11 protein-coding genes and 2 pseudogenes are annotated in these 11,809 nt (G+C 70.0%); 2 read left to right on the forward strand and 11 right to left on the reverse strand.

Translation table 11 applies throughout. From position 1 onward, the window contains the following. The 10 genes and pseudogenes from DQP57_RS06620 to DQP57_RS06665 all read right to left on the reverse strand — a co-directional run. Positions 1-915, reverse strand: a pseudogene (locus DQP57_RS06620) (hypothetical protein); the annotation flags it as partial. Positions 916-926: 11 nt separating this feature from the next. Next, positions 927-2,018: an o-succinylbenzoate--CoA ligase gene (gene menE, locus DQP57_RS06625; protein ID WP_240631694.1), complete on the reverse strand. Its 1,092-nt coding sequence runs from the start codon at positions 2,016-2,018 to the stop codon at positions 927-929. Positions 2,019-2,086: 68 nt separating this feature from the next. Continuing rightward, the gene (locus DQP57_RS06630; protein WP_112632254.1) at positions 2,087-2,389 is read right to left on the reverse strand and encodes a DUF3349 domain-containing protein; all 303 of its coding nucleotides are present in this window, start codon (positions 2,387-2,389) and stop codon (positions 2,087-2,089) included. 56 nt (positions 2,390-2,445) lie between these two features. Then, on the reverse strand, positions 2,446-2,745 hold the full coding sequence (locus DQP57_RS06635; protein ID WP_112632255.1) for a hypothetical protein: 300 nt from the start codon (positions 2,743-2,745) through the stop codon (positions 2,446-2,448). A 40-nt stretch (positions 2,746-2,785) separates the two neighbouring features. Next, positions 2,786-3,986: pseudogene (locus DQP57_RS06640) on the reverse strand (inorganic phosphate transporter); the annotation flags it as partial. A 97-nt stretch (positions 3,987-4,083) separates the two neighbouring features. Then, on the reverse strand, positions 4,084-4,491 hold the full coding sequence (locus DQP57_RS06645; RefSeq protein WP_112632257.1) for a VOC family protein: 408 nt from the start codon (positions 4,489-4,491) through the stop codon (positions 4,084-4,086). A gap of 52 nt (positions 4,492-4,543) precedes the next feature. Beyond that, the gene (locus DQP57_RS06650) at positions 4,544-5,440 is read right to left on the reverse strand and encodes an SDR family oxidoreductase (RefSeq protein WP_112632258.1); all 897 of its coding nucleotides are present in this window, start codon (positions 5,438-5,440) and stop codon (positions 4,544-4,546) included. Between the two features lie 40 nt (positions 5,441-5,480). Next, the gene (locus DQP57_RS06655; RefSeq protein WP_112632259.1) at positions 5,481-6,383 is read right to left on the reverse strand and encodes a 1,4-dihydroxy-2-naphthoyl-CoA synthase; all 903 of its coding nucleotides are present in this window, start codon (positions 6,381-6,383) and stop codon (positions 5,481-5,483) included. Positions 6,384-6,396: 13 nt separating this feature from the next. Continuing rightward, on the reverse strand, positions 6,397-6,852 hold the full coding sequence (locus tag DQP57_RS06660; protein ID WP_112632260.1) for a nitroreductase family deazaflavin-dependent oxidoreductase: 456 nt from the start codon (positions 6,850-6,852) through the stop codon (positions 6,397-6,399). A 14-nt stretch (positions 6,853-6,866) separates the two neighbouring features. Next, a complete protein-coding gene (locus DQP57_RS06665; protein WP_112632261.1) occupies positions 6,867-7,808 on the reverse strand; it encodes an aldo/keto reductase in 942 nt (313 codons plus the stop codon). 87 nt (positions 7,809-7,895) lie between these two features. Here DQP57_RS06665 and DQP57_RS06670 point away from each other — a divergent pair, with 87 nt between their 5' ends. Further along, the gene (locus DQP57_RS06670) at positions 7,896-8,435 is read left to right on the forward strand and encodes a TetR/AcrR family transcriptional regulator (protein ID WP_112632262.1); all 540 of its coding nucleotides are present in this window, start codon (positions 7,896-7,898) and stop codon (positions 8,433-8,435) included. Positions 8,436-8,504: 69 nt separating this feature from the next. Here the strand turns inward: DQP57_RS06670 and fadD8 are convergent, their stop codons facing one another. Further along, positions 8,505-10,106: a fatty-acid--CoA ligase FadD8 gene (gene fadD8, locus DQP57_RS06675; RefSeq protein ID WP_112632263.1), complete on the reverse strand. Its 1,602-nt coding sequence runs from the start codon at positions 10,104-10,106 to the stop codon at positions 8,505-8,507. A 77-nt stretch (positions 10,107-10,183) separates the two neighbouring features. Between fadD8 and DQP57_RS06680 the strand changes: the two genes are divergently transcribed. Continuing rightward, complete coding sequence (locus tag DQP57_RS06680; RefSeq protein WP_112632264.1) at positions 10,184-11,788, forward strand: amidohydrolase; 1,605 nt, start codon at positions 10,184-10,186, stop codon at positions 11,786-11,788. Positions 11,789-11,809: the final 21 nt, after the last annotated feature.

The raw sequence follows: 11,809 nt of genomic DNA on the forward strand, positions 1-11,809 counted from the left end.
TTCTGCCACGCCCTGCCCGCCCGGCCGCCGCGCGGACGCGAGCACCGCCAGAGCCGGCAGCCCCATCAGCATCAGGCCGTAGTTGCAGAACACGCCCCAGCCCAGGAGCAGGCCCGCGCCCGCGGCCGTCAGCGCGGGGAAGCGGACCGGGCGGTGCACCGCCACGGCCAGCAGCGCGATGCCCCACGCCGCCACCCCGGCGAAATATCCGTCGGCCGAGACCGCCACCCAAATGGCCGTCGGCGCCAGGGCGACGAACGGGGCGACGCGCCGCGCGGTGGGCTCGTCGGCCAGCGCGCGCACGGCGATCACCACCGCGGCCGCCGCGCTCGAGCCGGCCAGCAGGCACAGCAGCCCGGCCCAGGCGCCGCCGTGCAGGCCGAGGCGGTCCAGCCAGACGAATGTCAGCAGCGCCCCGGGCGGATGCCCCGACACGTGGGTGGTCCACGAGTTCGGCTGGTAGTCCACGATCCGGCTGGAAAACGTGCGCAGCGCGGCGGGAATGTCGGTGATGCCCGGCACCTGCGACAGGTATTCGTCCCGGGTGGTCAGCCGGCCGGCGAAGCCGCGCTGCCAGCCGTCGATCATCGCCAGCGCGAACGCCCAGCCGCATGCGGTGGCCCAGCTGCCCAGCGTCAGCGCCCGCCACGAAAGGCGTTGCGCCAGAACGGGTCCCCACGCGACGACGGCGATCGCGATGGCGATGGCCGGCGCGGTTCCCCAGCCGGCGTGGATCAGCCATTCGCCGAAGATCGGCGCGGAGCCGGCATGGGTGGCGAATTTCTCCCGGCCGACGTCCAGGCGTGGCCGCACCCCGAGGTTCAGCCGCGGCAGCACGAACGCCGCCGCCACCAACGCCACCCCGACCGTGACCGCTACCGCCTCGCGCGCTGCCTCCCGTCGAGCGATCCTCACGGACGAACAGCCTATTGATCGCTCGGGGCGGCGAACCGGCGCACCAACGCCGCGCGGTCGACCTTGCCGATGCCCCGAAGCGGCAGCGCGGCAAGGACATGCAGCTCGCGCGGGGCCGCGGTGGCGTCCAGGGTGCGGGTCACCTGCGCGCGCAGGTCGTCCAGGCCCGGCGCGGCGGATCCGTCGCGGACCACGATCGCGGCGACCACCCGCTGCCCCAGCCGGTCGTCGGGCACCCCGAACACCGCGCAGTCGCGCACGGCCGGATGGGCGCACAGGGCCGCCTCGACCGGCTGCGGCAGCACGGTCAACCCGCCCGTGCTGATCGCGTCGTCCGCGCGGCCCAGCACGGTCAGCACGCCGGCATCGCTGACGGCGCCGAGGTCCTCGGTGCGAAACCAGCCCGGCTCGGCGAAGGGGTCCGGGTCCACCGGGTTGCGGTAGCCCTTGGCCAGCGTCGCACCCCCGATGACGATGCGGCCGTCGACCGTACGCAGCCGCACCCCGTCCAGCGGGACACCGTCGTACACGCACCCGCCGGCGGTTTCGCTCATCCCGTAGGTGCGGACCACGGTGATGCCCGCCGCGGCCGCGTCGTCGAGGACGGGTCGCGGCGCGGGGCCGCCGCCGAGCAGCACCGCGTCCAGCTCGGCGAGCGCGGCCGCGGCCGCTCGGTCACCCAGCGCCTTGGCCAATTGCGCGGCGACCAGCGACGTGTACCGCCGCCCCGGGCCCAATCTCCTTATCACACCGGGCAATTGGGCGACGTCGAAACCCGAGGTGACGTCCATCTCGACCGGCGCGGTTCCGGCGAGCACGCCGCGCACCAAGACCTGCATCCCGGCGATGTGGTGCGGCGGCAGGGCGAGCAGCCAGCCGCCCGGCCCGCCGAGGCGGTCGTGGGTGGCCGCCGCGCTGGCCGTCAGGGCGGCGGCGGTCAGCAAGGCGCCCTTGGGAATTCCCGTGGTGCCCGACGTCGCCACGACCACGGCCACGTCGTCGTCGATGGATTGCCCGACGCGCAGGCCGGCCCGCAGCGCGGCCGACTCGCGATCGTCGCCCGCGGGCAGGGCGACCAGTGCGGGATCGCGCCCGTCGAGCACCCGTTCCAGGGCGGGCAACAGCGTCGAAACCGCCGCGCCCGGCGGGACGTGCAGCGCGCGCAGTCCGGCTATGCCGGGTCCCCGGCCTCGTCGGCTTCGTCGAACGGCCAGCCCTGGGCCGCCAGCCGGACCCGCACGCGCTCAACGTCCTCCGGCGACGGCAGCTCATCGGTGACCTGGGTGATCAACACGCCGATGTCGACATCGTCGAACTCACCGCGCCGAACCAGCTCGCAGGCCACGGCCTTGGCTTCGTCGTTGGACAACCGGCGGGCCAGCAGCGCGAGCACCGGGAAGGTGTCGGTCGCCGGGACGCCTTCGGGGTATCCCGCGCGCAGCCAGGAGACGATGGAATTGAGAAATCCGTTCACGCTGACACAGCTCCCCCCGGTGTCCGGTTCGGTAACTCGGTGGGCATTAACCGATGCTACTTGGGTTTCGCCCCGAGGAACGCGGTGCCGGTTTGGTGGGCGATGAAGTCGCGGGAGATGTAGGCCAGCGCGAAGGCGATCACCACGAATACCATGGCGAAGATCGCCCACGCGACCGCCAGCAGCATCGGGTTCTTCTGCGGCGAGCCGCCGTCGGTCCCGACCTCTCCGGCGCCGATCGCCTGGAACCGTAGCCCCAGGGCGAACAACCCCGGCAACGCGGCGCCGGCCAACATGGCGAAGAGCAGGATCTTGAGGGAGGCCTGGTAGTTGAACCAGTCGCTGAAGTGACTCATCACGCATTCGCCTTAATGGTGGGATCGTCGGAGCCGAATCGGGGGGTGGTGCCGCCGCCGGACGCGGTTCCGGCGCCCGAGTGCGGGTGCTGATCGTCGGACTCTTCGAGCCCGCTGGTCAGGTCGCCCTTCCATTCGGCGTTGACGTTGTGGTGGTCGACCTTGACCTTGCGCGACCGGATGTAGATGGTCGCCGAGACCGCGATCAGCAGCGAGAACCCGATGATCGCGCCGGGGTATCCGCCGATGATGTGGACGATCCAGTAGGTGACCGCGCCGACCAGCCCGGCCAACGGGAGGGTGACCAGCCAGGCAACGCCCATGCGGCCGGCCACTCCCCAGCGGACCTCGCCGCCGGGCTTGCCCAGCCCGCTGCCTAGGACGGAACCGGTGCAGACCTGCGTCGTCGACAGCGCGTAACCGAAGTGGGTGGACAGCAGAATGACCGCGGCCGAGGACGACTCGGCGGCCATGCCCTGCGGCGATTGGATTTCCACCAGCCCCTTGCCCAGGGTGCGGATGATCCGCCAGCCGCCCAGGTAGGTGCCCGCAGCCATCGCCAGGGCGCAACAGACGATCACCCACAGCGGCGGCGACGCGGCGGTCTTGCTGACCGCGCCGTAGGACATCAGCCCGAGGAAGATGATGCCCATCGTCTTCTGCGCGTCGCCGGTGCCGTGCGCCAGCGAGACCAGCGAGGCCGAGCCCCACTGGCCGTACCGGAATCCGGCCTCGGTGCGCTTCGTGTCGAGGCCGCGCGTGACGCGGTAGACCAACCAGGTCGCTATCGCTCCGACAGCGATGGCCAGGACGGCGGCAACGACGGCCGGGATGAGCACCTTGGATACGAGGCCCTTCCAGATCACGCCGTGTGCGCCGACGGCCGCGATGGTGGCGCCGACGATGCCGCCGATCAGGGCGTGTGAGGAGCTGGAGGGAATGCCGAGCAACCAGGTCAGCAGGTTCCAGACGATGCCGCCGACTAGGCCGGCGAAGACCAGTTCTAGCGTGACGATGTGCCCGTCGATGAGGCCCTTGGCGATGGTTGCGGCGACGGCGGTGGACATGAACGCGCCCACCAAGTTGAGGACCGCCGAGAGCGCGACCGCCACTTTGGGTTTGAGCGCACCAGAGGCGATGGAGGTCGCCATCGCGTTGCCCGTGTCGTGGAAGCCGTTGGTGAAATCGAAAGCGAGTGCCGTGATTACGACAATGATCAAGAGGAACAATTGGATGTTCACAGCGCCTGATTCTGGTGGTAGGAGGTTTCCATTGTCGAATGCTGGGGCACTCGAAACGCGGGTGTACCTTGACTCGTCGCCAGATGTTACCTCTCAGTTAACCGGAATTTCCCGGTCGTTCATTTCGGGTGTCGCGCCGTAGCGGGTGGTCGGAGGGTATTTCGAGGAATATCAGCGTGATCCCGTCCGGGTCGGTGACGTGCATCTCGTGCAGGCCCCACGGTTCCTGGCGCGCCTCGCGCGCGATCGTCACCCCTCGGCCGCGCAGCTCGGCCTGGGTGGCTTGGATGTCGCGGACCTGCAGCCACAGCGCGCCGGGGAAGGGGCCGCGCGAGTGGTCCGGGGAGCCGTAACCGGCCAGCTCGAGCAGCGACTGCCCGGCGAAAAAGACTGTGCCTCCGCCGTATTCACGAGCTATTGCCAGGCCGATCTGGTCACGATAGAAGGTCAGCGACTTCTGATAGTCCGCCGGCCGGAGCAGCATCCGACTGGCCAGGATCTCCATAGCGTCGTGTCTATCACAGTGCCGGGTTCGAACGGCCCGATGAGCGGCCGGATCAGCCGTCGCTGTTGCGGTTCGGCTGGATGCTCTGGCGCTGCATGACGGCGTTGACCCAGCGGGGGCCGAAGGTGTCCAGCGCCTTGGCGGCTATCGCCATCCGCGGGGCGATGCGCACCGGGCGGGTACGGGCGGCGGTGATCATCCACTCGCCGGCCTCCTCCGACGTCAGCGCCGGCATGCCCTCGTAGGCCTTCGTCGGCGCGATCATCGGGGTGGCCACCAGCGGGTAGTACAGCGTCGTCGAATGCACTCCCTTGTCGCCCCACTCGGTTTCCACCACGCGGCTCACCGTGGACAGCGCGGCCTTCGAGGCGTTGTAGACGGCGAACAGCGGTGAGGCCTCCGACAGCACGCCCCACGTCGAGACGTTGATGATGTGGCCGTCGCGGCGCTCGATCATTCCGGGAGCCAGCCCCCGGATCAGCCGCAGCGGCGCGTAGTAGTTGAGCACCATCGTCCGCTCGACGTCATGCCAGCGTTCCAGCGACTCGGCCAGCGGCCGGCGGATGGACCGGCCGGCGTTGTTGATGAGGATGTCGATTCCGCCGAGTCGCTGTTCGACGTCGGCGACAAGTGCGTCGACGGCGTCCATATCCGAGACGTCGCACGGGATCGAGATGGCGTCACCGCCCGCCGAGATGATGCGGTCCGCGAGCGCGTCGAGCAGTTCCTGGCGGCGGGCGACGACGACCACCGTGGCGCCCGCCCGGGCGAACTGTTCGGCCGCGGCCTCGCCGATGCCCGACGACGCCCCGGTCAGCAGGATCCGCTTGCCGCCCAGCTCGATCGGCTTGATCAGCGGACGGTTGACCAGCACTTGCGGCGCCATCGGAGGGCGCATGGTCGCCAGCACGAACTGGTCGGCGATCCGGCGAAGGGGACTCTTGCTCACGTGACGCGAGTCTAGGCGGTTGCCCGGCAGGCCCCGCGGCTCAGAAGTAGCGCGGGAACCGGCTCCAGTCCGGGTCGCGCTTTTCCAGGAAGGCGTCGCGGCCCTCGACGGCCTCGTCGGTCATGTAGGCCAGCCGGGTGGCCTCGCCCGCGAACAGCTGCTGGCCCACCAAGCCGTCGTCGAGCAGGTTGAACGCGAACTTCAGCATCCGTTGCGCCTGCGGGGATTTGGCGTTGATCTCGCGCGCCCACTGCACGCCGACGCGTTCGAGCTCGGCGTGGTCGACGACCTCGTTGACCGCACCCATCTGGTGCATCTGCTCGGCGGTGTAGGGGCGGCCGAGGAAGAAGATCTCGCGGGCGAACTTCTGGCCGACCTGACGGGCCAGATATGCGCTGCCGTAGCCGCCGTCGAAGCTGCCTACGTCGGCGTCGGTCTGCTTGAAGCGGGCGTGTTCGCGGCTGGCCAGGGTGAGGTCGCACACCACGTGCAGGCTGTGCCCGCCGCCGGCCGCCCACCCGTTGACCAGGCAGATGACCACCTTGGGCATGAACCGGATCAGCCGCTGGACCTCGAGGATGTGCAGCCGGCCGGCGCGGGCGGTGTCGACGGTGTCGGCGGTCTCGCCGCTGGCGTACTGATAGCCGCTGCGCCCGCGGATGCGCTGATCGCCACCGGAGCAGAACGCCCAGCCGCCGTCCTTGGGCGACGGGCCGTTGCCGGTCAGCAGCACCACGCCGACTCCCGCGGACATCCGGGCGTGGTCGAGCACTCGGTAGAGCTCGTCGACGGTGTGCGGCCGGAACGCGTTGCGCACCTCGGGCCGGTCGAACGCCACCCGCACCGTGGCGTCGTCGACGTGCCGGTGATAGGTGATGTCGGTCAGGTCGCCGAACCCGTCGACCGGTCGCCACTGGTGGGCGTCAAAGGGGTTGTCACTCAAGGTCTTCGAACTCCTATGCCGGGTCAAGCCGGAATACCGGACACACGCCGGCCAGCGCCTCGAACTCTTCGGGGCGGCCGTCGGTGACCAGCCCGGAGCGTTTCATGAAGCCGACGCCGGTGGGCACCTCGGTGGGAAACGCCCGCAGGAACGGGCGCGCCGCGTCCGCGGACAGCTCCACCATCCGCACCCGCTCGCGGTGCCGGCCGCGGGCCAGCGTCGCGTATTCGGCGGCGCGGACGTTGCGGATCCAATCCGCGCCCGGAAAGCCGCCCACCACATAGCGTTTGCCGTCCACGGTCATCGGTGTCACCGGCGTCGACCGGGGCGTCCCGGACTTGCGGCCGGGCACCGTCAACACGACCGGGCTTTCCCCGCCGAAGCTCAGCCCCAGCCGGGAGAGCTGAATGAACACCTTGTTCGCGGGTTTCAGCCACCAGGGCGGCTTGAGCCCGTCAGCGCTTGCCATGCCTGACACAGTAGTCAGGCGGGCGGCCGCTCCAGGAAGGGTTCGACGCCCTGCGCCCAGGGATCGGCGCCGGGGGTGGCGACGGCGTCGAGCCGGGCGATGGCCTCGGCGCTCAGTGTGACGCCGGCCGCGGCGATGTTCTCTTCGAGGTGCGCGACCGAGCGGGTCCCGGGAATCAGCAACGTGTTCGGGGCGTGCGCCAGGATCCAGGCCAACCCGACCTGGGCGCCGGTGACGCCCAACTCGCCGGCGATGTCGGCCACCACCGGGTTGTCGGCGACCTTCGGAAATCCGGGGAAGGCCGAGCCGAGCGGGAAGTAGGGCACCCACGCGATGCCCTCGTCCACGCACAACTCGAGCGCGGCTTCCTGGGAGCGGTCCAGCAGGCTGTAGGCGTTCTGCACGCAGACGATGCCGGCGGGCAGCGCTCGCCGCAGCACGTCCAGCGTCACACTGCTGATCCCGATCGCGCCGATCTTGCCCTCGTCGCGCAGGGCGATCATCTCGGCCAGCTGGTCGTCGAGGTCCACGATCTGGTCGCCCTCGGCGGTCATCCCGATCCCGGCGTCGAGCCGGCGCAGGTTGACCACCGGGACGCGGTCCAGGCCGAGCTGGCGCAGGTCGTCCTCGACGGCGGCGCGCAGCTCGGCGGGCCGTTGTGCCGGAGCCAGCGGGATCGGCTGTTCGCCGGTGTAGCGCGCGCCGACCTTGCTGACGATGACGAGGTCGTCGGGGTAGGGGGCCAGCGCCGCGCGGATCCGGCGGTCCACCTCGCCGGGGCCGTAGAACGACGCGGTGTCGATGTGGTTGACGCCCAGTTCGACCGCGCGACGCAGCACCGCGGCCGCGTCGTCGACCGTCGTCGCCTCGAACAGTTGCATGGCGCCGTAGCCCATGCGGGCGACGGGCGTGGTGCCCAGTGTGCCCATGCCGCCGGGCCGGTGTTGGTCTGTCATGGTGCTCCTGAACGATTTGGTGACACACTGGTGAAAGCGGAGGGGCCTCCGCCTTCACAGCCTAACAGAACCGGAGGAGCCTCCGCTTTGGTCGGACGGTCGGACGCGCGCCGCAATCGCGAACGGCTGCTGGCGGCCGCCACGGCGGCGTTCACCGCGCACGGGGCGTCGGTCCCGCTCGAGTCGATCGCCCGCGACGCGGGGGTGGGGATCGGCACGCTGTATCGCCATTTCCCGAACCGGGAGGCTCTCGTCGAGGCCGTGTACCGCGCCGAGCTCGCCGAGGTGGCCGCCGCCGCCGACCAGCTGCTCGGGCGCCATCCACCCGCGATCGCGCTGCGGCGCTGGATGGACCGCTACGCGAGCTTCGTGGCCGCCAAGCGCGGCATGGCCGAGTCTCTGCAGGCGATCTTCGACTCCGGCGCCCTTGCGCCCAGCCAGACCCGCGAGAGCATCGTGGGCGCCGTCGAGTCGCTGTTGCGGGCCGGCGCCGACGACGCGAGCCTGCGCGCCGACGTGCACGCCGACGACGTGGTGTCCAGCCTGATCGGCATCTTCTTGGTCAGCGGGTCACCTGAGCAGACCGGGCGCATGCTCGACCTGCTTGTCGCGGGCGTGACCCCGTAGCCGCCGAGTGTGAAGTTACTTTCACGCTCGGGCGCGAGCGTGAAGTTGGTTTCACGCTCGCGAACGAACTCAGCCCACAGAGCGGGCGGCGCCCTCCCAGAACTGCGCGCGCACGGCCTTCTTGTCCGGCTTGCCCAGCGCGGTCACCGGCACCGACTCGACGACGATCACCTGCTTGGGCGACTGCACCGAACCCTTGCGCTCCTTGACCGCGGCCTGGATCTCCGCGGTCACCCGCGCCACCGCCTCGTCGTCGGAGGGATGGTCGGGCCGCAGCACGATCACGGCGGTCACGGCTTCGCCCCACTTCTCGTCGGGCGTTCCGATCACGCACACCTGCGCCACGGCCGGGTGCTCGGCGACCACGTCCTCGACCTCGCGCGGAAACACGTTGAACCCACCGGTGACGATCATGTCCTTGACCCGGTCGACGATGAACCAGAAGCCGTCCTCGTCCTCGCGGGCCATGTCGCCGGTGTGCAGCCAGCCGTCCTTGAACGTCTTGGCCGTCTCCTCCGGCAGGTTCCAGTACCCGCCGGAAAGCAGCGGCCCGGACACGCAGATCTCGCCGACCTCGCCCTGCGGCACCCGGTTACCGTCGGCGTCCAACAGCGCCGTGCGGGCGAACAGGGTGGGCCGCCCACACGAGGTGAGCCGCTTCTCGTCGTGGTCCTTCTTGGCCAGGTACGAGATCACCATCGGGGCTTCGGACTGCCCGTAGTACTGGGCGAAGATCGGCCCGAAGCGACGGATGGCCTCGGCCAGCCGCACCGGGTTCATCGCGGAGGCGCCGTAGTAGACCGTCTCGAGCGAGGAGAGGTCACGGGTGTGCGAATCCGGATGGTCCATCAGCGCGTAGATCATCGACGGCACCAGCATGGTCGCGGTGATCTTCTGCTCCTCGATCACCCGCAGCACCTCGGCCGGGTCGAACTTGGTGAGCACCACCAGCTCGCCGCCCTTGATGATGGTCGGCACGAAGAACGCCGCCCCGGCGTGCGACAGCGGGGTGCACATCAGGAAGCGCGGGTTCTCCGGCCACTCCCATTCGGCGAGCTGGATCGTGGTCATCGTGGTGATCGACTGCGCGGTGCCCAGTACGCCCTTGGGCTTACCGGTGGTGCCGCCGGTGTAGGCCATCCCGCCGATGTGATCGGGCGGAAGGTCGGCCGCCACCAACGGCTTTGGCGAATACTTCGCGGCCTCGGCCACCAGGTCCACCGCGGAATCGCCCAGCTCTTCGGGGACCGGGCCGATGGTCAGGACCTGCTTGAGGCCGGGCACCTTCTCCAGCAAGCCCAGCGCGCGCTCGACGAACATCGGGTTGGGGTCGATGATCAGTGACGTCACGCCGGCGTCGCCCAGCACGTACGCGTGGTCGTCCAGAGAGCCGAGGGGGTGCAACGCCACGCGCCGGTATCCCTGGGTCTGTCCGGCGCCGATGATCATCAGGACCTCGGGCCGGTTCAACGACAGCAACCCCACGGTGGCGCCGGTGCCCGCACCGAGCGCCTCGAACGCCTGAATGTATTGGCTGATCCGCTCGGCGAGCTGACCACCGGTCAGCGTGGTGTCACCGAGATACAACACCGGCTTGTCCTTGTTGCGCTTGAGCGCACCGACGGTCAGGTGTCCGGAATGAATGGGATGGCGCAACAGATCGTCACTCATACGGCCAGACTAGAACGTGTTGCAATTTGGGTCAGCCGCACCCTCGATGACCCCGCGGATCACTACGATCCCTACCCATGGGGCAGGCAGATCTCGTCGTCACCGGAACCATCCTGACCGTCGACGAGGCGCGGCCCACCGCCGAGGGGCTCGCCGTCGCCGACGGCAGGATCGTCGCCGTCGGGACCCGCGCTGAGGTCGCCGAATTCGCCGGCCCCGACACCCAGACCGTCGACGCCGGTGACGGCTGCGTGATGCCGGGTTTCGTTGAGGCACACGGGCATCCGTTGATGGAGGCGGTCGCGCTGTCGGACCGCATCGTCGACATCCGCCCCGTCACCATGCGCGACGCCGACGCCGTCGTCGCGGCGATCCACGCCGAGGTCGCCCGCCGCGGCTCCGACGGCGCCTTCCTCAACGGCTGGGATCCGCTGCTGCAGAACGGCCTTCCCGAACCCACGCTGGGCTGGCTCGACGGCATCGCACCGGACACCCCGCTGGTCATCCTGCACAACTCCGGGCACAAGGCCTTTTTCAACTCCCGCGCCGCCAAGCTGCACGGGCTGAGCCGCGACACCCCCGACCCCAAGGGCGCGCGATACGGCCGCGACGCGAACGGCGAGCTCGACGGCACCGCCGAGGAGACCGGCGCGGTGTTCCCGCTGCTGGGCGGGGCCATCGACTTCGCCGACTATCCGCGGATGCTGCTCGCCGAGTGCGCCCGGCTCAACCGGGCCGGCCTGACCACCTGTTCGGAGATGGCGTTCGACCCGAACTTCCGGCCGGTGGTCGAGCAGCTGCGCGACCGGCTCACGGTGCGGCTGCGCACCTACGAGATCTCCAACCCGCAGATGTCGACGGCCGCCACGCCCGGGCAAGGCGACGACATGCTGCGCCAGGTCGGCATCAAGATCTGGGTCGACGGCTCGCCGTGGATCGGCAACATCGACCTGTCGTTTCCGTATCTGGACACCGAGGCCACCCGGATCATCGGCGTCGCGCCGGGTTCGTGCGGCTGCGCCAACTACACCGCCGACCAGCTGCGCGAAATCGTCGGCGCGTACTTCCCGCTGGGTTGGCCGATGGCCTGCCACGTGCAGGGCGACGCCGGTGTGGACACCATCCTCGACGTGTACGAGGAGGCGTTGCGCCGCCACCCGCGCGACGACCACCGGCTGCGCCTCGAGCACGTCGGCGCCATCCGCCCCGAGCAGCTGCGCCGCGCCCATGACCTCGGGGTGACCTGCAGCATCTTCGTCGACCAGATCCATTACTGGGGCGACGTCATCGTCGACGGCCTCTTCGGCGAGGAGCACGGAACCCGTTGGATGCCAGCGGGATCCGCGGTGGCCACCGGGATGCGCATCTCGCTGCACAACGACCCGCCCGTCACGCCCGAGGAGCCGCTGCGCAACATCAGCGTGGCCGTGACCCGCACGGCGCCGAGCGGCCGGGTGCTCGGACCCGAGGAACGCCTGACGGTCGACCAGGCGATCCGCGCCCAGACCATCGACGCGGCCTGGCAGCTGTTCTCCGACGACGTGATCGGCTCGCTGGAGGTCGGCAAGTACGCCGACCTGGTGGTCCTTTCGGCCGATCCGCGCGCGGTGCCGCCCGAGCAGATCGCCGACCTCGAGGTGCGGGCGACGTATCTGGCGGGCCGCAGGGTCTACAGCGCGTGACGCCGCGCCCGCCCCGGCTGG

It is taken from the genome of Mycobacterium colombiense (assembly GCF_003284935.1).
GTDB lineage: Bacteria > Actinomycetota > Actinomycetes > Mycobacteriales > Mycobacteriaceae > Mycobacterium > Mycobacterium arosiense_A.